Source organism: Phaeacidiphilus oryzae TH49, assembly GCF_000744815.1.
Lineage (GTDB): Bacteria > Actinomycetota > Actinomycetes > Streptomycetales > Streptomycetaceae > Phaeacidiphilus > Phaeacidiphilus oryzae.
In genome coordinates this window covers 4,325,998-4,346,961 of the sequence record NZ_JQMQ01000005.1, presented here as the reverse complement: position 1 = coordinate 4,346,961, position 20,964 = coordinate 4,325,998, and the positions used below count along the sequence as shown (strand labels likewise).

14 protein-coding genes are annotated in these 20,964 nt (G+C 75.0%); 2 read left to right on the top strand and 12 right to left on the bottom strand.

Annotation, left to right across the window (positions count from 1 at the left end):
* Window positions 1–37 precede the first annotated feature (37 nt).
* Both BS73_RS23110 and BS73_RS34950 read right to left on the bottom strand, forming a co-directional pair.
* Window positions 38–862 carry a LuxR C-terminal-related transcriptional regulator gene (locus BS73_RS23110; protein WP_051940317.1) on the bottom strand — a complete coding sequence of 275 codons (825 nt, stop codon included), beginning with the start codon at window positions 860–862 and terminating at the stop codon, window positions 38–40.
* Window positions 859–2,460, bottom strand: a complete 1,602-nt coding sequence (locus BS73_RS34950; protein WP_051940315.1) for an ATP-binding protein — start codon at window positions 2,458–2,460, stop codon at window positions 859–861. Before BS73_RS34950 ends, BS73_RS23110 begins: the two co-directional genes overlap by 4 nt.
* Before the next feature lie 164 nt (window positions 2,461–2,624).
* Here BS73_RS34950 and BS73_RS23100 point away from each other — a divergent pair, with 164 nt between their 5' ends.
* Together BS73_RS23100 and BS73_RS23095 are read left to right on the top strand one after the other, a co-directional pair.
* On the top strand, window positions 2,625–4,013 hold the full coding sequence (locus tag BS73_RS23100) for a PspC domain-containing protein (RefSeq protein WP_084704281.1): 1,389 nt from the start codon (window positions 2,625–2,627) through the stop codon (window positions 4,011–4,013).
* On the top strand, window positions 4,010–4,219 hold the full coding sequence (locus BS73_RS23095; RefSeq protein ID WP_037575468.1) for a hypothetical protein: 210 nt from the start codon (window positions 4,010–4,012) through the stop codon (window positions 4,217–4,219). The genes BS73_RS23100 and BS73_RS23095 overlap by 4 nt, the downstream gene beginning before the upstream one ends.
* On the opposite strand, the gene BS73_RS23090 is transcribed toward BS73_RS23095, so the two are convergent.
* From BS73_RS23090 to BS73_RS39845, 10 genes are all read right to left on the bottom strand, one after another.
* Window positions 4,216–4,869 carry a class I SAM-dependent methyltransferase gene (locus tag BS73_RS23090; RefSeq protein WP_161789696.1) on the bottom strand — a complete coding sequence of 218 codons (654 nt, stop codon included), beginning with the start codon at window positions 4,867–4,869 and terminating at the stop codon, window positions 4,216–4,218. The two genes, BS73_RS23095 and BS73_RS23090, sit on opposite strands and share 4 nt — an antisense overlap.
* Before the next feature lie 110 nt (window positions 4,870–4,979).
* Window positions 4,980–6,602 carry a glutamine-hydrolyzing GMP synthase gene (guaA, locus tag BS73_RS23085; RefSeq protein ID WP_456153928.1) on the bottom strand — a complete coding sequence of 541 codons (1,623 nt, stop codon included), beginning with the start codon at window positions 6,600–6,602 and terminating at the stop codon, window positions 4,980–4,982.
* Window positions 6,603–6,745: 143 nt separating this feature from the next.
* Window positions 6,746–7,069 (bottom strand): chorismate mutase, encoded by a 324-nt coding sequence (locus tag BS73_RS23080; RefSeq protein ID WP_084704279.1) that lies wholly within the window; start codon window positions 7,067–7,069, stop codon window positions 6,746–6,748.
* 1,131 nt (window positions 7,070–8,200) lie between these two features.
* A complete protein-coding gene (locus tag BS73_RS23075) occupies window positions 8,201–8,851 on the bottom strand; it encodes a TMEM175 family protein (RefSeq protein ID WP_063837050.1) in 651 nt (216 codons plus the stop codon).
* A 97-nt stretch (window positions 8,852–8,948) separates the two neighbouring features.
* A complete protein-coding gene (locus BS73_RS23070) occupies window positions 8,949–10,805 on the bottom strand; it encodes a GMC oxidoreductase (protein ID WP_084704278.1) in 1,857 nt (618 codons plus the stop codon).
* 70 nt (window positions 10,806–10,875) lie between these two features.
* Entirely contained in the window at window positions 10,876–12,483 is a 1,608-nt protein-coding gene (locus BS73_RS23065) for a succinic semialdehyde dehydrogenase (protein WP_037575462.1), read from the bottom strand.
* A 97-nt stretch (window positions 12,484–12,580) separates the two neighbouring features.
* The gene (locus tag BS73_RS23060; protein ID WP_265736874.1) at window positions 12,581–13,987 is read right to left on the bottom strand and encodes a dihydrolipoyl dehydrogenase family protein; all 1,407 of its coding nucleotides are present in this window, start codon (window positions 13,985–13,987) and stop codon (window positions 12,581–12,583) included.
* A gap of 240 nt (window positions 13,988–14,227) precedes the next feature.
* Window positions 14,228–16,357 carry a serine/threonine-protein kinase gene (locus tag BS73_RS39850; protein WP_051940308.1) on the bottom strand — a complete coding sequence of 710 codons (2,130 nt, stop codon included), beginning with the start codon at window positions 16,355–16,357 and terminating at the stop codon, window positions 14,228–14,230.
* Between the two features lie 200 nt (window positions 16,358–16,557).
* Window positions 16,558–18,147, bottom strand: coding sequence for a protein kinase family protein (locus BS73_RS23050; protein ID WP_037575456.1), 1,590 nt, complete (start codon window positions 18,145–18,147; stop codon window positions 16,558–16,560).
* A gap of 49 nt (window positions 18,148–18,196) precedes the next feature.
* Complete coding sequence (locus tag BS73_RS39845; RefSeq protein ID WP_051940305.1) at window positions 18,197–20,893, bottom strand: serine/threonine-protein kinase; 2,697 nt, start codon at window positions 20,891–20,893, stop codon at window positions 18,197–18,199.
* Window positions 20,894–20,964: the final 71 nt, after the last annotated feature.

Below are 20,964 nucleotides of genomic sequence, written 5' to 3'. Positions count from 1 at the left end.
CCGAGCCGGGCCCAGGCCGTGCTGAGCGGGGCCGGGCTCACACCAGCCGCCGGGCCGCCGCCCATCGCGAGAGCTCGTGGCGGTTGCTCAGCTGCAGCTTCCGCAGCACCGCGGAGACATGCGACTCGACCGTCTTCACCGAGATGAAGAGCTGCTTGGCGATCTCCTTGTAGGCGTAGCCGCGGGCGATCAGCCGCAGCACCTCGCGCTCCCGCTGGGTGAGCCGGTCCAGGTCCTCGTCCACCGGCGGGGTGTCGGTCGCCGCGAAGGCGTCAAGTACGAAGCCGGCCAGCCGCGGCGAGAAGACCGCGTCCCCGTCGGCGACCCGGAAGACCGCGTCCACCAGGTCGTCACCGGTGATGGTCTTGGTGACGTAGCCGCGCGCGCCGCCGCGGATCACGCCGATCACGTCCTCCGCGGCGTCCGAGACCGACAGCGCGAGGAAGCGCACCGGCCGGGCCGGCTGCCCGCCCTCGGCAGCCCCGGCCCCGGCTCCGACCCCGGCCCCGGCTCCGGCCGGGGAAGCGGCCCCGGCGGTACCCGCCCCCTCCCCCATCAGCGAGGCGCAGCGGCGGAGCACCTCGACTCCGCCGCCGCCCGGCAGATGGACGTCCAGCAGCACCACGTCCGGCCGGGTCTCGCCGACCACCGCCACCGCCTGGTCGACGTCGTCGGCCTCGCCGACCACGTCGATCCCGGTCCGCCCGGTCTCGCCGATCTCCGCCCGCACACCGGTGCGGAACATCCGGTGGTCGTCCACCAGCACGACCCGCGCCCGCCGCCCGGCGCCCGCGCCGGAGGCCGCCCCGGCCGCGCCCGCCCCGCCGCCCACGGCGCTCGCGCCGCTCAAACCGCTGCTCATGATTCCGCTCTCTCCATCTGCAGCTCGACCTCGGTGCCGCCGTCCGGCGCCGGGCGCACCCGCGCGCTGCCGCCGTTCCGCCGCATCCGGCCGATGATCGACTCGCGGACGCCCATCCGGTCCTCCGGCACCGCGTCCAGGTCGAACCCGGGCCCGCGGTCCCGTACGAACACCATTACCGTACGGCCCTCGACCTCGGCGAACACCGAAACCGGTCCACCGCCGCCGTACTTGGCGGCGTTCACCATCGCCTCGCGCGCCGCCTGCATGGCCGCGGCCAGCCGTTCGTCCATCGGGCAGTCGCCGACGCAGACCACCTCCACCGGCACCCCGTGGGCGTCCTCCACCTCGGCGGCGACGGCCCGCACCGACTCGGCGAGGGTCTCCGGGGCGTCCTCCTTCTCGCTGCCGTCCGAGGCCGGCCGGTACAGCCAGCGCCGCAGCTCGCGCTCCTGCGCCCGGGCCAGCCGGACGACCTGCTTGGGGTCCTCGGCGTTCCGCTGGATCAGCGTCAGGGTGTGCAGCACGGAGTCGTGGACGTGCGCGGCCACCTCGGCGCGCTCCTGCGCCCGGATCCGCTCCCGGCGCTCGGTGCTCAGGTCCTGCCACATCCGCAGCAGATACGGGCCGCCGAGCACCAGCACCCCGGCGAGCACCGCCAGCACCGCCTCGATGATCTGCGCGAAGTCCCGCAGCGAACCCTGCATCAGCAGGAAGCCGGCGATTCCGGCGGCCACCAGCAGCACCCCGGAGCCCAGCCGCAGCCAGGCCGATCCCCGCTGCCCGCCGGCCGAGGAGCCCATGGCCAGCAGCCGCGACCAGCGCGAGTCGTCCGCCTGCCGCCAGACCAGGGCCACCCCGAGCCCGGTGATCAGCAGCGGCCACATATACGGCGAGACATGCCGGTTGAAGGTGTTGAGGAGCACCAGCACCCCGGCCACCAGCGCGACCAGCGCCAGCAGCGGCCCCCGTTCGAAGACCGATCCGCCCCGGCCGGCCCCTCCGCCCGCAGCAGCGGACCCGACTCCGGCCCCGGCGCCGGCGGCGCCTGACCCGCCGTCAGCAGCGGTGGCCCCGCTCGCCGTCGCCCCGGAGACCGGCTCGCCCGGCTCCCCCTGGAAGGTGTCCTGCAGCGCGCTGCGCAGCCCGCGCAACCCCCGCCGGCGCGGCCGCCCGGCACCGGCCGGCCGTCCGTACGCCCCGGTCTCCGGCGCCCCGCGCCCCCCTCCGGGGCCCCGGTAGCCGAACCGCCGCGCGGTCGCCGCGTCCATCCCGAGCGGCACCACGAACCAGAACGCCGCGTAGAGGAGCGCCCCGAGGCCGTCCCCCAGCACCAGGACGACGAAGGCCATCCGCACCCACAGCACCGGGATCCCGAGGTGGGCGGCCAGTCCGCCGGCCACCCCGCCCAGCATCCGGCTGTCCGAACTGCGGTAGAGCTTGCGTACCGGGGGCGGCTGGGGCGGCTCGGCCGCCGTCGCGCCCGCGCCCGCGGGACCGGACGCGGGCCCGGGCCCGGGCGGAGGCCCGGAAGCGGCCGACGCCGACGGCCCGGACGCCGACGACGCCGGGGGCTGCTGCTCGGGAGGGACTGCCACGCCCCGATCGTCACACGCCGCCGCACCCCGACGCATCAGGGTCGGCCCCGACGATTCCCGCAGAACCGGATCCGGGCCCCTCAGGGACAATTCGGGGTCGTCCCAGGGCCCGATCAGGGCCGGAAGCGGTGCACAGCACCCCCGGACTGCCGGAGGATGGACGCATGGAAGGCCGCCGCCACCAAGAACACCGGGGACGCCAGGAGCACCGGGAGCGCCGGGAGCATCCGCACCCCGCGCGCCCCCCGTACACCCCGCCACCCCCCTATCAGCCCACCGTCCGGCCCCCGCTGGAGCGCCGCCCGGAGAACAGGGTGATCGCGGGCGTCTGCGGTGCCCTCGGCCGGCACCTCTCCCTGGACCCGGTGATCTTCCGGGTGGTCCTAGCCGTCCTCTGCGTCTCCGGCGGCATCGGCCTCTTCCTGTACGGGCTGGCCTGGCTGATCATCCCGATCGGCGGCGTGGCGCCGCGCCGCAACGAGCTCCAGCGGCTGCTGAGCGGCCACGTCGACGCCCAGTCGCTGGGCGCCATCCTGATCACCCTCCTCGGCACCGGCGTCCTCTTCGCGTACATGAGCGAGGGCAACCACTTCTTCTCCCTGCTGCTGATCGCCCTGCTGGCGATCGCCGCCATCCGCTACGATCCGGCCCGCCATCCGCACCCCCGGCAGACCGCCGAAACGCCCACGGCACCGCCCGGGAGCGAACCGCAGGACGCCGTCCCCGCGGACGCCCGCCCCACCGCGCCCGCCGACTGGCCGGGGTCCGCCCCCGTCGGCCCGCCCGCGCCCGAGGACGGACCGCCGCCCCCGCCCCCCGAGCCGATCGCCCCCACCCCACTGCCCGCTCCGGCCTGGTGGCAGCGCGAGAACCCGCCGCCGCCCCCGCCGGCCTGGGCCCCGGCCGCCGACGACACGGCCGGACTCCCCGCGTACGAGCGCGAGCGGTCCTTTCTGACGCCCCTCTTCCTCCTCCTGGCGCTCCTCGCCGGCACCGGCGTCTGGCTGGCCGCCTACGCCCGGCACCACTCCGCCGACGTGGCGACGATCCTGGCCGCCGCGCTGCTGACCCTCGCGGCCGGGCTGCTGGTCGGCGCCCTCCACGGACGCGGACGGGGCCGCACCCTGGCCCTGCCCGCGCTGCTGCTCACCCTTCTGCTGGCGGGGGTGAGCGCCCTGCCGGCCCCGCTGCGCACCGGTGGCGGCCATCGCACCTGGGCCCCCGCCTCCGCCTCCGCCGTCCACTCCCCTTACCAACTCGGCGCCGGACGGGCCGAGTTGGACCTCAGCCGGGCCGCCCCCGGGGCCGGCCGCACCCTCGGCGTCAAGGCCCGGGTCGGCGCCGGCTACCTCCGCGTTCAGCTGCCGCCGGACGTCGCGGTCCGGATCTCCGCGCAGACCGGGGCGGGCGACCTGATCCTCCCCGACGGCAGCACCCACAGCGGCCTGGCCCGCGACGAGACCCTGAAACTGCCCTCCGCCGCGCCGCAGTCGCACGGCACCATCGCGCTGGACCTCGCGGTCGGCGCCGGACGCCTGGAAGTGGACCGTTGAGACGACGCCCCGGGATCGACCTCTTCTCGCTGATCTCCGGCCTGGCCTTCGCCGCGGTCGCGATCCTCTATCTGCTGGGCTCGGCCGGGGTGCTGCACGTCCCCGGCCGCCTGGTCATCCCGCTGATCCTGATCACCCTCGGCGCGGCCGGCCTGATCTCCGCGATCCACCAGCGCACCCGACGCAAGGACCGCCGGGTCCCCTAGACCCCGGCCCCGGGCCCGGCCCCGGCCCCGGGCGCCGTCGCGACCGGGCCCCAGGACCGCGCCCGCACATGCAGCCAGCTGCGATGCGTCGTCCGCCGCCGCACCGCCTCCACCCGCAGCCCGACCCCGTCCAGCAGCCCCGTCAGCTCCTCCTCGCCGTACAGCACGAAGTTCCGCCGCAGCTCGGGCCGGTAGGAGACGGCCTCGACGTACTCGCCCTCGCCCTCGGCCACCGAGAGCATCGCGAGCCCGCCGTCCGGCCGCAGCACCCGCGCGAACTCCCGCAGCACCCCCGCGGCCCCCTCCCGGGGTATGTGCAGCAGCGCCGCAGCGCACCACACCGCGTCCAGCGCCCCGTCCCGCAGCGGCAGCGCCCGCATGTCGGCCTGCGCGAGGCCCGGCACCCCCGCCGACCGCAGCATCCCCGCGGACAGGTCGAGGCCGACCGCGCGCAGCCCGCGCCGGCGCATCGCCGCCGCATGCAGCCCCGGGCCGCAGCCGAGGTCGCCGACCGTCGCGCCCTCCCCCAACCGGTCCGCCAGCCAGTCGAGTTCGGACGTCCACCAGTCCTCGCTCGACGACCAGCGTTCGGCGTACGCACCGGCGATCCGGTCGTAGGTCGCGGTGTTCTCGCGCACAGATTCGCTCACGCGGCACAGCGTAGAACCCCTCTACGACAACGGCGGCGCCGCCGGACCGGTCCAGGTCCGACGGCGCCGCCCGCCCACGGCCGGCCTCGAAGGCCGCCGCTACGCCGCTGCTACTCCCACTCGATGGTCCCCGGCGGCTTGCTGGTCACGTCCAGCACCACGCGGTTGACGTCGGCCACCTCGTTGGTGATCCGGGTCGAGATCTTGCTCAGCACCTCGTACGGCAGCCGGGTCCAGTCCGCGGTCATCGCGTCCTCGGAGGAGACCGGGCGCAGCACGATCGGGTGCCCGTAGGTCCGGCCGTCGCCCTGCACGCCCACCGAGCGGACGTCGGCCAGCAGCACCACCGGGCACTGCCAGATCTCCCGGTCCAGACCGGCCGCGGTCAGCTCCTCGCGGGCGATCGCGTCGGCCTCGCGCAGCAGGTCCAGGCGGTCCCTGGTGACCTCGCCGACGATCCGGATGCCCAGCCCCGGGCCGGGGAACGGCTGCCGCCAGACGATCTCGGCCGGCAGGCCGAGCTCCTCGCCGACCTTCCGCACCTCGTCCTTGAAGAGCCGGCGCAGCGGCTCGACCAGCTGGAACTGCAGGTCCTCGGGCAGCCCGCCGACGTTGTGGTGGGACTTGATGTTCGCGGTGCCGGTGCCGCCGCCGGACTCGACGACGTCCGGGTAGAGGGTGCCCTGCACCAGGAACTCCACCGCGCCCTCGCCGCCGACGCCGCCCTCCTCGGCCACGACCTCGGCCGCGGCCTGCTCGAAGACCCGGATGAACTCACGGCCGATGATCTTGCGCTTCTGCTCCGGGTCGCTGACCCCGGCCAGCGCGTCCAGGAAGCGCTGCTGCGCGTCCACCACCTTGAGCTTGACGCCGGTGGCGGCCACGAAGTCCTTCTCGACCTGCTCGGCCTCGCCCTTGCGGAGCAGCCCGTGGTCGACGAAGACGCAGGTCAGCTGGTCGCCGATGGCCCGCTGGACGAGCGCGGCGGCGACCGCCGAGTCGACCCCGCCGGAGAGCCCGCAGATCGCCTTCTTGCCGCCGACCTGGGCGCGCACCGCCTCGATCGACTCCTCGACCACGTTCTCCGTGGTCCAGTCGGGGGCGAGCCCGGCGCCCCGGTAGAGGAAGTGCTCCAGCACCTGCTGGCCGTGGGTGGAGTGGAGCACCTCGGGGTGGTACTGCACGCCGTACAGCCGCTTCTCGTCGCACTCGAAGGCGGCGATCGGGGCGCCCGGGGTGGAGCCGGTGACGGTGAACCCGGCCGGCGCCTCGCCGACCGAGTCGCCGTGCGACATCCACACCGCCTGGTCGTCCGGGGTGCCCTCGAAGAGGGTGGAGCCGGGGCGGGACACGGTCAGCCCGGTCCGCCCGTACTCGCGCTTCCCGGTCGCCGGAACGGTGCCGCCGAGCGCGACCGCCATGGCCTGGAAGCCGTAGCAGATGCCGAGGACCGGCACTCCGGCCTCCAGCAGCTCGCGCTCGACGGCCGGGGTGCCCGGGTCGTTGACCGACGACGGGCCGCCGGAGAGGATGATCGCGGCGGGACGCTTGGCCAGCATCTCGGCAGCGGGCATGTCGTGCGGGACGATCTCGCTGTAGATCCGCGCCTCACGCACCCGGCGCGCGATGAGCTGGGCGTACTGGGCGCCGAAGTCCACCACGAGCACGGTGGCGGGGGATCCCGGCGCGTCCGGGCGGTCCACGGAGTCGGCGGTCGCTGATGCTGATGACACTGGCGGGGCGGCCTTCCGGCGAAAACAATGGGAGCCCCCTCATCCTAACCGCCGCCCCGTGAAACCCGGTTTCCGCACCACCCGGGCGGCCCGGCGCCCGCGCGCCCCGCCGGGCTCGCCCGCTCCGCCACGCGCCCGCGCGCTCACGCCCGCCCGCGGGACAGCTCCAGCAGCAGCATCCCCAGCTCCGTACCGGCCCGGCCGAGTTCGGCGTGGAAGCGGGCCAGGATCTGCTGCTCGCGGGCCAGCGAGAGGCGCGGCCCGCCGGTGGCGATCCGGGCCCGCTGAACCCGCGCCGAGACCGCCATCCGCTCCTTCACGATCCGGAGCAGTTCGCCGTCGAGCGCGTCGATCCGCTCGCGCGCCTGGGCGATCAGCGCCTCCGCGGCGGCCGCGTCCGGCGCCTCGGCGCGCACCCCGGTCTCCGGGCGGGCGTTCGGCTGGGTCGGGACCAGTTCGGTACTCATGGCAGTCGGTCTCCTTGTCGGGGAGCCCCGGATCGCACCGGCCGCCGGCGCCGTGAAACGGACAGCGCCCCGGGCCGGTGGGCCCAGGGCGCTGAGTGAAGCCTGTGTGGATCTGTTCAGGCGGCATCACCATGGCGACCGGAGCCTCCGGCGCCATAGCTAAAGAAGTAAGCCGTGCTGAACATGCGCCCGAGTATAGCCGCACCTCCCCGAGGCGGGCCCGAGACCTGCTCCGAGCCGGGCCCGAGACCGGCCCCGAGACCGGCCCCGAGCCGTCCGGCGAAAGGTTTCACCCGTACGGCAGCACGGCTTCCGCGTGACCAGCTCCCCGGCGGATCGTTGGTTCACATGACCGCACCGAGAGCCGTGTCGGCCAGACACGGGGACCGCGGCGCACCAACCACGCGTGGAGCACAACACAGTCCGCCGAAGCGATGAGGCACGTTGGCGCGTGCCGTGGGACCTCGCAACGGCGCAGTGTCCGGACGGCAGGGGACAGCGGCCCGGTCACGACTGGGTGGACGGGGTGGCCGTCCCGAGGGACGCCTCGGGCCGGCTGCCCCCGACACCCCGGATCCCGGGGCGGTCCGCCCCCTCTCACCAGCCGGGACGTTTCTCCTGGACCGGCCCCGGCGCACGCCGCGGCTTTCACTACCCGCCGCCCGCCGAATGCGGAGCGTCACCTTAACTTTACTTTCCACCAAGGTCGTTGACCGCCCCCTCCGATCCGCGGAGGGAAAAACGACTATGCCGGTATGCGTCGAATGGGTTGCACAGAGGGCCCTCGGGCGAGCACGATGCTGGTTACAGGGGCGGACTGCGGGCACGGGGAGGGTGTCCCGAACCGGGGGTTCAGAGAAGACGATCGACGGGTTCCGCGGTAGGCGTTACGCACACTCAGTAACCGAACGGTCCGTCGCATCTCCGCTCAGCGGCGCGTAGCGCCCCGCGCACGCCCCCTGCAGGACGACAACCGCTGTACGGCACCACCACAGCTCGACGCCCGACCGCAGGCCACATCAACGGCGTTCCTCCCCCGACGCCGTTTCCGCAGCGCCGGCGCGGCCCTGACGCCGGCTGCTGAGCAAAGGGCCCCGCCCTCCCCCGCGGGGCCCTTTGCCCTTTGCGTCTTCAGCCGGCCCCCCGCCCAACCCCCGCCTCCGCCTCCGCCTCCCGCCGCGGTACCGCCAGCTGGTTGAAGGCGTAGTAGACCGCCATCACCCCGTGCAGCACGACGGCGGCCAGCGCGCTGAGGAACGAGACCCCGACCAGCGCCGGGTACACCAGGGAACCGACCAGGAACCGGGGCAGCATCGCCCGTGCCGCGTCGTCGTCCAGGGCGGGGTCGAGCAGCCCGCTCCCCTGCCGGACGACCCACCACCACAGCAGCCCGAAGCTGAAGGCGTGATAGGTCATCACCCCGCTGTAGACGACGGCGGCGACGGTCCCGCCGCGGGGGGTGTCCAGGTACTCGGCGACCAGCTGGGCCGCCCAGGGCAGCAGCACGACCCCGAGGAGCAGCAGCAGGTTCAGGAAGACCAGCACCCGGTCCACCCGCACGATGCAGCCGAACGCCTGGTGGTGGGTGGCCCACATGATCCCGATCACCAGGAAGCTGACCACGTAGGCCACGAAACCCGGCCACTGCCGGGCCAGCTCCCCCCACAGCCGGCCCTGCACCTGGCCGACCAGCTGCGGAACCTTCAACTCCAGTGCCAGGAGGGTGATCGCCACCGCGAACACCCCGTCCGAGAACGCCTCGACCCGCCCCGTCTCATTCACCCGCGCGAGCGTAGCGCCCCCGACGCGAAGCCCGAAGGACGGACATCAGGGGCGCGGTGCGCGGTTTCGGCAGTGGTCGGGTCCCGGATGGAGAGCCCTAGTCCTCGGCCCCCGCCTCGGCCCCCGCCTTGACCGGCACCTCCGGCACCTCCGGCACCGGCAGCAGCACCCGGTATTCGCCGAACGCCCCCGCCGGCACGGCCGGCGACTTCGGCGCCACCGCCTCGACCCGCCGGTACCCGGCCCCGGCCGCGGGGCGGGGGTCCGCGTCCCCCCGGTTCGGCCAGAACGCCATCGCCCGCTCCGCCTGGGCCGTGATCGTCAGCGACGGGTTCACCCCGAGGTTCGCGGAGACCGTGGAGCCGTCGACGACACTGATCCCCGCGTGCCCGTGCATCCGGTGGTACGGATCGACGACGCCCCCCTCCGCCGTCTCGGAGATCGCGCATCCGCCGATGAAGTGCGCGGTCAGCGGGATGTCGAAGATCTCCCCCACCGTGCTCCCGGGGAACCCGTTGATCTCCGCGGCGAGCGCGGACGCGCCCTCCGCGGCGGCCGGGATGAACCCCGGGTTGGGCTCCCCGTGCCCCTGCCGGGAGGTCAGCTTCCGCTTTCCGAAGAGGCCCTTGGTCCGCTCCACCACCAGCGAGTTGTCCAGCGACTGCATGACCAGCCCGATGATGGTCCGCTCCGACCACCGCCGCTTGTTCATCGCCCGCAGGAAGAGGTCCGGCCGCCGCACCGTGGTGGCGAGGTACTGCAGCCACCGCGGCGCCCGCCCGCCGCCCGGCACCTGCTGCACGGCCAGGAAGCCCATCGAGTTGGACCCCTTGCCGTACCGCACCGGCTCGATATGGGTGTTGGCGTCCGGGTGGATCGAGGAGGTGATGGCGACGCCCTTGGTGAAGTCGGCCTTCCGCCCGTACCTGCGGTCCGTGGTCTGCGCGCCCACCAGCGCCTCGGAGTTGGTCCGGGTCATCGCGCCGAGCCGCCCCGAGATCCGCGGCAGCAGCCCCTCGTCCTTCATCGCGTGGAGCAGCTGCTGGGTGCCCCAGGTGCCCGCCGCGACCACGACCTGACGGGACGTCAGCGTCCGTGCCCCGGCCCGCTTCGCGCCCCGGCTCCGGGCGTCCGTGGGCAGGGTGTCCACGGCGTACCCGCCGCCGCCCTCGAGGCCTCCGTCGATCTCCCGCAGTCGCGCCACGGTCGTCAGCGGATGGATCTCCGCGCCGTTCCGCTCCGCCAGGTACAGGTAGTTCTCGGTGAGGGTGTTCTTGGCGCCGTGCCGGCACCCGGTCATGCACTCGCCGCATTCGGTGCAGGCCCGGCGCTCCGGCCCGGCCCCGCCGAAGTACGGATCGGGGACCGGGGCGCCGGCCTCGACCTCCGGCCCGCCCTCGGTGTCCCTGCCGTCCCCGAAGAAGACCCCGACCGGCGCCAGATGGAAGGTGTCGCCGACGCCCATCCGCTCGGCCGCCGCCTTGAGGTGGACGTCCGAGGGCGTCATCGTCGGGTTGAGCCGCACCCCGAGCATCCGCTTGGCCTGCTCGTAGAACGGCTTCAACTCCTTCTCCCAGTCGGTGATCCCGCCCCACTGCGGGTCCTCGAAGAACGGCTTCGGCGGCACGTAGAGGGTGTTGGCGTAGTTGAGGGAGCCGCCGCCGACGCCCGCCCCCGCCAGGATCATCACGTTGTCCAGCAGATGGATCCGCTGGATCCCGTAGAGCCCCAGGGCCGGCGCCCAGATGAAGTTCCTCATGTCCCAGGAGGTCCTGGGCAGGGTCTCCGGGGTGAAGCGGCGCCCGGCCTCCAGCACCGCCACCCGGTAGCCCTTCTCGGTCAGCCGCAGCGCGGCCACCGAGCCCCCGAACCCGGACCCGACCACGATCACGTCGTAGTCGAACCCGTCCCGCTGCTCCTCCGCCGACCCAGTCGACTCCGCCGACGCCACCAAGACAGACCCCTCTCCAGCCGTACCCGGACCGCCGGCCGGTGGTACGGAACGGTACGTACGAAACGGACGGCTACTTCAGCCGGAGCGCCTTGAGCGCCTTGAGCGAGGTGCCGAGGAACTTCGCGTACTGCTCGTCGGTCATCCCGAAGGCCGGCCCGAAGCCGACCAGCCGCTGGGTGGCCACCGTCTGCACCTCGGTGTACTTGAGGATGCCCTCGGAGCCGTGCCGGCGGCCGACGCCGGACTCCTTCATCCCGCCCATCGGCGCGGCGGCACTGGCGTACGCGGGCGCGTACCCCTCGTTGACGTTGACCGTCCCGGTCTGCAGCCGGGCGGCGACGGCCCGGCCCCGGCCGCCGTCCTTGGTCCAGACGCTCGAGTTGAGGCCGTACCGGGTCGCGTTGGCCCGCTCGACCGCCTCGTCCTCGCTGTCGAAGCGGTAGACCGAGACGACCGGGCCGAAGGTCTCCTCCCCGCACACGGCGCTCTGCTCGTCCACGCCGTCCAGCACGGTCGGCTCGTAGAAGAACGGCCCGAGGTCCGGCCGCGGCTTGCCGCCGGCCAGCACCACCGCCCCGTTCTTCACCGCCTCGTCCACATGCCGTACCACGGTCGCGAGTTGGCGCTCCGAGACCAGCGAGCCCATGTCCGCCCCGTACGCCAGGGTGTTGCCGAGCTTCATGGCGCGGACCCGCGCGGTGAACCTCTCCAGGAAGGCGTCGGCGATCTCGCGCGCCACGAAGAGCCGCTCGATCGAGATGCACAGCTGCCCGGCGGAGGAGAAGCAGGCCCGCACCGCCCCCTCGGCCGCCCGGTCCAGGTCGGCGTCGCGCAGCACCAGCATCGCGTTCTTGCCGCCCAGCTCCAGCGAGGCGCCGACCAGCCGGCCGGCCGCCCGCTGCGCGACCTCCTTGCCGGTCCGGGTCGAGCCGGTGAACGAGACGTAGTCGCCGCGGTCCACCACCTCGGGCCCGATCACCGGGCCCTCGCCGATCACGATCTGCCACAGGTCGGCCGGCAGCCCGGCCTCGACCAGCAGCTCCCGCGCCCGCAGGCAGGTCAGCGCGGTCTGGGTGTCCGGCTTGGTGACGACGCCGTTGCCGGCCACGAAGGCGGGCAGCACATCGCCGATGGAGAGCTCCAGCGGGTAGTTCCACGGCGAGATCTGCCCGACCACGCCCTTGGGGTGCCGGATCTCCTGCACATGGGTCAGCACCGGGAAGACGCCGTTGCGCCGCCGGGTCCGCAGGTAGCGCCCGGCCGTCCGGCCGTAGTGGCGGGAGGCCACCGCCACCGCGCCCAGCTCCTCGAAGGCGTGCGAGCGGGCCTTCCCGGTCTCCGCCTGGACCAGGTCGAGGAGGTCGTCCCGGTGCTGGAAGAGGAGGTCGTGGAAGCGCAGCAGCACGGCCTCGCGGGCCCGGATCGGGCGGGCGGCCCAGGCCCGCTGGGCGGCCCTGGCCCGGTCGAAGGCGTCGGCCACGTCCTTCGGGGTGGAGCACGGCAGCTCGGCGTGCACCTCGCCGGTGAGCGGCGAGCGGACCGCCGTCGTCTCCGCCTCAGGACCCGCGGTGATCCCGCCGATCAGCCGGGCCACCACCTCCGCCGTCACGGCGTCATCCGCCGTGCGCGGGCCGGGAGCGGCGATCGGATTGCGGACGGTGTCGACGGTGTCAGTCATGACTGGCAGAGTAGGCCGCCGGGGGCTGGTTGTGTACCCCTCGGTAACTACCAGCTCCGCGCACCCCCGACGCCTTCACAACCCCTTGCCAACAGGCTCAGCGCAGGGCGCGCAACGCGTCCCCGAAGGCCCGGTGGAGGGTGGGGAAGGCCCAGATGGTGTCGGCCAGATCGGCCAGCGGCACCCGCGCGCTGACCGCCGTCGAGAGCTGCCCCAGCATCTCCCCGGCGTACGCCCCGGCCACCGTCCCACCGACCAGCACCTCGCCCGAGGCGACCAGCTTGATGAACCCGGCGTTGCCCACCCGCTGGATGTACCCCCGGCTGCTGGCCGCCAGGTCGGTGGCGCCGACCCGGATCCCGGGCAGTCCGGCCTGCCGGGCCTGCGCCTCGGTCATCCCGACCGCGCCCACCTCCGGATCGGTGAAGGTCACCCGCGGCACCGCGTGGTACGAGGCGGGGCGCCCGCCCTGCCCGAGCACCGCGCGCACCGCCACGTCCGCCTGGTACATCGCCATATGGGTGAAAGCGCCCTTGCCGGTGACGTCGCCGACGCCCCACACCCCCGGCCGCCGGTCCCGGCCGCTGCCCGGCACCCGCAGCCGCTCGTCCACCGGCAGCGCGTGCGCCGTGTCGTCCACGCCGAGGACGCCGGCGCCGACCCGGGCCAGGTCCACCCGCCGTCCGGCGGCCACCAGCAGCCGCTCCGCCGTCAACCGCTCCCCGCGCTCGCACCAGGCCTCGAAGCCGGTCCCCGGGGTGTAGGAGACGCCCTCCAGGGCCTGCCCGGTGTGGACGGTCAGCCCGTCCTCGGTGAGGGTGCGGAGCAGCAGGTCACCGGCCTCCGGCTCCTCGCGGCCGAGCAGCCTCGGGGCCGCCTCCACCACCGTCGCCGCGCTGCCGAAGCGGGACATCGCCTGCGCGATCTCCAGGCCCACCGGCCCGCCGCCGAGCACCAGCAGCGACTCCGGCACCTCCTCGGCGGCCACCGCCTCCCGATTGGTCCAGTAGGGGGTGGCGGCGAGCCCGGGCACCGGGGGCACGGCGGCCTGCGACCCGACCGCGATCACGATCGCCCGGCGGGGCCTCAGCACGGTCTCCACGCCGTCCGAGCCGAGCACCGTCACCTCGTCGGGGGCGGTCAGCCGGCCCTGCCCGCGCAGGAAGGCCCCGCCCCGGGAGGTGAAGCGGTCCACCGCGACCTTGTCGTCCCAGTCGTCGGTGGCCTCCCGGATGTGCCGGGCGACGGGCGGCCACTCCTCGTGGACCATCGCGTGGCCGGCCATGCCGGGAATCCGCCGCCCCTCGGCCAGCAGCCCGGCGCCCCGCACCATGATCTTGGTCGGGATACAGGCCCAGTACGGGCACTCGCCGCCGAGCAGTGCCTCGTCCACGCCGACCACGTCCAGCCCCGCGTCCGCGAGCCGCCCGGCGACCTCCTCGCCGCCCGGACCCATGCCGATCACCACGGCGTCCACCTGCCGAGCCCCACTGACAGCGCCCACGACCCGCCTCCTCCCACCAGCCGGACCCCCCACGCTACGCGCGCCCCGCCCAGGCCGCCCCCTGATCGCCCCGCCCCCGACCCCGGCCCCACCCCGGCCCCGAACGCAGCGCCGCAGGCGCGAGTGAAGGGGCGCGGGGAACTGCGCGACCAGCCCGCTACGGCGCCGCACCGGGTGGTGGTCCGGACAGCGGGGCCCGGGCCCAAAGCGGCAGCGCCGGGAAACGGCTGAAGCGCGGAGCTAGGAGTTCTCCACCGTGAACGAGTTCAGGACCGTGTTGAACCGCTGGTCGGCCGTCGTCTGATCGGACAGCGGATAGCCGATGAAGATGTCGTACTCGGTCCCGTTCACCGGGTCGTGGACCAGCTCTTCCCGCGCGTACCGCGTGCTCGGCTGCCCGTTCACCGTCGCCTGGTAGGTGAACGACCAGAACGCCGCGTTCATCCCCTTGAAGGTGCTGTGCGCCAGCGCCAGCCGCTTGTACCCGGCGAGGTTCTTGGACACATGGTCCTGCTCCATCTCCAGCGCGTGCTGGTACGGAGTCTCCGAGCTCCCCGCCGTCACCCCGAACCGCAGCACATGGATCGGATGGTCCGGGTCGTACGAGGGGTCGGGGCTGTAGTCGATCGCCCCGGGGTTCTTCTCCAGCCGCCGCCACGGCCCCTGCCCGGTGTCGTTCGGCAGCGCGAACCCGAAGCCCTCCGGGTCGTTCACCCAGTGGTACCCGCCGGGAACCGGCCGCCTGGCGCCCGGTCTTGAGGACGGCGGCGAGGTCGGCCCCGGCGCGGCGCTGGCACTGGCGCTGGCGCTCAGCCCGCCGGCCGACGGCGTCCCGCCGCTGCCGTCCCGCTGCCCGAGGTAGTGGACGCCCAGTACGGCGGCCACCGCCACCGCGCACAGACCGGCGATCCCGCCGGCCCATATCCGCCCGCGCCCGCGCTTCGCCGGCGGCCCGCCGACCGCCGGCCCCGGCGGCAGAGTCCCCATCGGCGCGCCGAACCCGGGCTGCGCCCCGAACGACCCCGGCGCCCAGCTCTGCCCGCCCGGGCCCGGGCCGGTGCCCTGGCCCCCGCCCGCCATCACCGTCGCACCGGTCGGCTCCGGCGGGCCGTACCCGCCCACGCCCCCGTACCCGCCGGCTGAGCCGTAGCCGGCGGTGCCGCCGCCGATCCGGGTCGGCGCCTCGTTGGCCGCGCTCGGGGCCGCGCCCGCGCCGGTCGCCTCGGTGGATGTCGGCAGCGCGTCCATGAGGCCCGCGCCGGCGCCCGCGCCCGCGCTCGCCAGCCCGTTCGTTCCGCCGGTCCCGTTCGTTCCGCCCGTGCCGTTCGGCCCGCTCGCCTGCGCCGGGACCCGCGCCGCCGTGCCGAAGTCCGTCTGGTCCCCGACGTACTCGGGGAAGCCGGTGGGCCGGTCGTCGCCGGTCCGGTCGACCAGCGGCACCGACTCGGTGGGCGAGCGCAACGTCGAGACGGCCTCGGCCACCGCGCCCGCCGAGATGCCCATGGTGTGGCCCGCGGCCACGCTCTCCAGCATCGAGCGCACCTGGTCGGCCGGCGGCCGCTGCTGCGGCTCCTTGGCCATCAGCGCGCGCAGCACCGGGCTCAGCGCCCCGGCCCGCTCAGGCTCCGGCAGCGGCTCGCTGACCACCGCCGCGAGGGTCGTTATCGGGGTGTCCCGCTTGAAGGGCGACTGGCCCTCGACGGCCGCGTAGAGCGTCGCGCCCAGCGACCACAGGTCGGACTCAGGCCCAGGCCTCCCGCCGTGCACCCGCTCCGGCGGCAGGTAGTCGGGCGAGCCCACCAGGTCGCCGGTGCGGGTCAGCGCCGAGTCGCCCTCGTAGGTGGCGATGCCGAAGTCGGTCAGCACCACCCGGCCGGTGCTCCGCTCCAGCAGGACGTTGGCCGGCTTGACGTCCCGGTGGAGCACGCCGGCCCGGTGCCCGGCGCTCAGCGCCGCCAGCACCTTGGCGCCGATGTCGGCCGCCTCCCGAGGGCTGAGGGTGCCCTCCTGGTCGACGAGCTCGGCGAGCGAGCGGCCGTCGATGAACTCCATCACTATCCACGGCTTGCCCTCCTGCTCGAGGACGTCGTGGATGGTGATGACGCCGGGGTGCTTGATCCGGGCGGCGGCCCGGGCCTCCTGCTCCATCCGGGACTTGACTATCTTCAGGTCCTCCTCCGCGAGGTGACCCACCGACAGTTCCTTGACCGCGACCTCACGGTCCAGCATCGCGTCCCGGGCCCGCCAGACCGTGCCCATGCCGCCGCGGCCCAACCGCTCGCCCAGCAGGTACCGGCCCGCGAGGAGGCGCGCGTCCTCGCCGCCGGTGCCGGCGGCTGAACCGCCCCCGGCAGAACTGCTGTCGCTCACCCTGCGCCCCCTGCCACCTTGCCGCGTCCGTACACGCTGTGGGCTGCCCCCGCGGTCAGTACATCCAACTCAGCACAGACTAGGCAACCCACCTGACATCGTTCGCCCCGGGCATGCCGCCGAGACCGGCCTGTGACCCGAATTGCCGCCTACTGACCGGTGATTGAGACGGTTCGCCACCTCGGGTCACCAGCGGCGACTCAGTGTCGCCCCACCACCAGCGCGATGATCAGCACGGCCAGCACCATCAGCAGCAGCACTCCACCGACCAGCAGCGGTCCGAGGAGTCGCCCGCCCCGCCGGCCGGAACCCGGCGTCCCCGTCCGCTGAGAACGTTCCGCCCCCACCACGCCCCCCTCCCGCGGCTCGGGAAGCCGGGCGCCCGGCCGCTCCCGGCCGCCCGGCCGCTTCTTCCGCTCCTCGCCGTGGCTCTCCCGCCCCTCCGGCCTCGCACGCCCCCGCGCACGCCCGTGCGGCCGGGCGTGCCGTCCGTGGGCGGCGGCCGCGCCGGTGCCGGTGCCGCCGGGGGCGCCCCCGGGCGCGCCCGGTCCGGCACGTCCGGAGAGGAGTTCGGCCACCGCCAGCATCCCGTCCGCGGTCAGCGGCTCCGGCGCCCGCGCCAGCAGTCCGGCCAGCCGCTCGGCGACCGCCGGGAGGGTCGGCCGGGCGTCCGGGTCGGTCCGCAGCAGCTCCTCGACGAGTGGACGCAGCGGCCCGCACCCGGAGGCCGAGGCGTGGGTGCCGGAGCGCACCGCGTCCAGCAGCTCCTCGCCGGGCACCAGGGCCTGCTCGTCGAACGGTGCCTGACCGGTCGTCATCCGGTAGAGGAGGACGCCGAGCGCCCAGGCGTCCGCCGCCGGGCCGACCTCCTCGCCGGACGGCGGGCCCTCCGGCGCGGGTCCCGGCTCGGCGTCCCCGAGGGTGTCCACCACCCAGGCGTTGTCCTGCCCCGAGGCCCGTGACCCGGGACGGCCCGGCGCGTCCGCCGGCTCCGGTCCGGCCAGCTCCGGCGCCCACCGCTCGGCCACCGGACCGACCAGCACCAGCCGGGCGTCCCGCGCCCGCCGCCTGACCGGCCCCCACGGGCCGAAGGCCGCCCCGGCCGCCCCGACCCCGCCGACGCCGACGCCCTCGGCAGGCGGCACCGGCCCGCAGAGGGCCTCCTGGACGGCGTCCACTCCGAGTCCGTCGAGCAGCGCGCTGCCGTCCTCGCACACCAGGACGGTGTCCGCGGTGACGTTTCCGTGCCGCCGTCCGGCGGCGTGCACCGCCCGCAGCGCGCCGACCAGGTCGGCCGCGATCTCCGCGGCCCGGTACGGCGACAGCGGCCCGCGCTCCAGCAGCAGCGACAGCGGCGCGCCGAGCACCCGCTCACCGACCAGGTGGAGGGTGGCCCCGGCGGCCACCGAGTCGTACAGCTCGACCAGCCGCGGATGGCGCGGCGCCGTCGCGACGGCCTCCGCCGCGACCCGCACCGCCCGCTCGGCGGCGCTCTCCTCGCGCGGCTCGGCGCGCTGTCCCGGCACGGCGTCCTCGACGCCGGCCGGTACCCCGTCGGCCGGCGTCCGGGCCTCGGCCTCCCCGGCGCGACTCGCGTACGGGGCGTACGGGACGTCCTGGACATCCTCGGGGTCATCGGCGTCCTCGGCGAACGCCTCCACCGTCTCCGGCAGGGGAATCCCGTGGAGCACCACCGGAAGCCCGGTCCAGCCGTCCACCGCCTCGCCGGTCCGGCCGCTCAGCTCGTACCGGCCCCCGAGCAGGCCCCCCGACTGCCTGCCGCCAGCCACGACACGTCCTCCCTCTCGCCCACGCCCCCCGTGGACAGCTTACGCATGGTCAGGAGGTGAACTTGAAGCTCGAGTAGAGGGTGCTCAGGATCTGCCGGCTCGCCTGGCTGCTCCAGTCCTTGTCCAGGGTGATCCAGGTGATGTTGAAGCTGTGGCTCTTGTCCACCACGAAGTGGCGGGTGACCGCGTGCTTCAGCACCGGCGCGTTGCTGTACTTGAACTCCCAGTCCGCCGAGTCCCAACCGCTCTTGAAGGTGCTGCCGGAGAGCCGCAGCTGCTGGTAGCCCGGGAAGCCGCCCTCGCTCTGCGAGGCGAGCTGCTGGAGCCCCTGCTGCGCGCCCATCCCGGGCATCATGTTCCAGTCGACCTCGATGTAGGAATCGCCGCCCGGCCCGGTGAATATCACGCTCTGGCCCTGCGGGCCGGTCTTCGGGTTGCCGCCCTGCTGGAACGAGCCGGGCAGCGCGATCGAGAAGTGGTTCCCCGAGTCGCTGTAGGTACGGAACCCGCTGGGCACCCCGCCGCCGGCCGGAGCCGAGGCCGAGGAGGAGGCGGACGCGGAGCCGCTGGTCCCGCTCGCGCCCGAGGAGGTCGAGGAGGGCGCGGAGGCCGAGCCGGACGGCGAGGTCGACGCCGAGCCGCTCGCCCCCGAGCCGGTGTGGCCCCCGGTCGCGCCGCCCGTGGTGCCGGACGCCCCCTGCGGGGAGCCCTGCTTCCCGGAACCGTGCGAGGCCAGCAGCCCCAGCGTGGTCCCGAGGAGCACCAGCACCACCAGGACCAGGCCGCCCATCACGACGGCGCTCCGCCGGGTCATCCCCCACGGCCCGCCGCCGGGGCCGCCGGTGCCCTGGCCCGTGGGGGGAGTCCCGCCGCCGGCCGATCCGGCCGAGCCGACCAGCCCCGGCGCCGCCGTACGGGCACCGCCGGCCGGGCCGGTGGAGCGCCCCAGGCCCTCCGCCCTGGACGCCCCGACGGCCTCGGCCGCACCTGCACCCGCACCTGCGGCGGCCCCGGCCTCCGCGGCCGGCAGCGCGGCGGTCTTGGCCGTCTTGGCGATCCTCGCGGTCTTGGCGGTCTTCGCGGTCCTCGCCGTCCCGGCCGCCGGACTCCCCTCCGAGCGGGACTCCGACCGCACCGGGGAGTTCGGCTTCGACGGCGACTGCGAGGGCGGAGACGAGGGTGAAGCGGACTCGCCCTGCGTCTCGCGCCGCGCGGCCGGCGAGCCCTTGGGCTGCGCCTTAGCCGCCGCACCGCCCGCCGCCTCCCGGCCGCCCTGCGCCGGCACATCGGCGTCTGCGCCTGCGCCGCCCGCGGCGGCCTCCTCCGCGCGCTGCCCGGAGCCGCGCTCGCCGTCCTTGCCCCCCGTACGCCCGCCGGCGAAGAAGCCGGCCACTCGGTCCTTGGCGCCGGACCCGGTGCTTCCGCCGGATCCGTCGCCTGACCCGCGCTTCGAGCCCGAGGCCGGTGCAGAGCCGTCCCCGGTCTTCCCGGTCTTCCCGGACCTCCCGGGCTCCCCGGAACGCCCCGGGGCCCCGGCGTCCGTGCCCGACTTGGCCGGCGCCGCGGCCGCGGCGGCACCGCCGGCGGCCGTACCGGCAGCCGCGCCCGCCGCCCCGGCAGCCCCCGTCTCGCCCGCCTGGGCGGCCTCCTCGCCGCTCCGCGCCCCCGGCAGCAGCCCACCGGAGAAGAGCGCGCCGAACCCGCCCCGGCGCTTGCCGCCCTCGGCGCCCCGGCCCTGCGGCCTGGCCGGCGCCTCGGCGGCGGCCGCCGCGGCTGCCGCGCTCTGCTTGGCCCGGCCGACGGCCTTCAGTGCGGCCTCCTCGGCCACCGCCCGGGTCGCCGCGGCGCTCCGCGCCTCGTCCAGCACCCTGCGCAGCTCCCGGCGGGCCCCGGGGCCGTCCAGGCGCTTCTCCGGGTCCTTGTGCAGCAGCTGCTCGATGACCGGGCGCAGCGGCCCGGCGTTCTCCGGTTCCGCGAACGGCTCGGTGATCACCGCGGTGAGGGTCGAGATCGCCGAGCCCTTGTCGTACGGCGGCCGCCCCTCGACCATCGCGTACAGTGTCGCGCCCAGCGACCAGAGGTCGGCCGCAGGCGTCGGCTTGCGGCCCTGCGCCCGCTCCGGGGAGATGTAGGAGGGCGCTCCGACCAGCATCCCGGTCGAGGTGACCGAGGGGTCCCCCTCGACGCTGGCGATGCCGAAGTCGGTGAGGACCACCCGCCCGCCGGCCTGCCGGCTGCCCCGCGCGGGCCCGTCGGGGTCCTCGCCGATCAGCACGTTGGAGGGCTTCACGTCCCGGTGGACGATCCCCTGCCGGTGCGCCGCCGCCAGGACGCTCAGGAGTTCGAGAGCGATCTCGGAGGCGCGCTCGACGCCCACCGGGCCGTCCTCCCTGATGACGTCGGCCAGCGAGCGGGACTCGACCAGCTCCATCACGATCCACGGCCGCTCGTCCTCCTCGACGACGTCGTAGACCGTGACCGCACCGGTGTGCCGGATCCGCGCGGTGGCCTTCGCCTCCCGCAGCGTGCGCACGACCAGCCGGCGCTTCTCCTCCTCCTCGGCGCCCGCCGCGAGCCGGAGTTCCTTGACCGCGACGACCCGGCCGAGCATCTCGTCCTCGGCACGCCACACCGTGCCCATGCCGCCGCGGCCGAGCACGGAGCCCAGCCGGTAGCGACCGGCCAGAAGCCGGCCACCAGCCTCAGCTTCCTGCCGGGCCCCCTGCACGTCCTGCTCATCGGCCATCCGGGCGACCCCCTGCTACTGCTGCACGAGAACGATCAAGCACACTGCCGACACGATGCCGCCGCCACCAC

Bases quoted from the DNA above. Each gene is read 5' to 3' on its own strand.
- BS73_RS39845 (WP_051940305.1), bottom strand. From the start codon at position 20,893: ATGGCCGATGAGCAGGACGTGCAGGGGGCCCGGCAGGAAGCTGAGGCT.
- BS73_RS23065 (WP_037575462.1), bottom strand. From the start codon at position 12,483: ATGACTGACACCGTCGACACCGTCCGCAATCCGATCGCCGCTCCCGGC.
- BS73_RS23110 (WP_051940317.1), bottom strand. From the start codon at position 862: ATGAGCAGCGGTTTGAGCGGCGCGAGCGCCGTGGGCGGCGGGGCGGGC.
- BS73_RS23080 (WP_084704279.1), bottom strand. From the start codon at position 7,069: ATGAGTACCGAACTGGTCCCGACCCAGCCGAACGCCCGCCCGGAGACC.
- BS73_RS23100 (WP_084704281.1), top strand. From the start codon at position 2,625: ATGGAAGGCCGCCGCCACCAAGAACACCGGGGACGCCAGGAGCACCGG.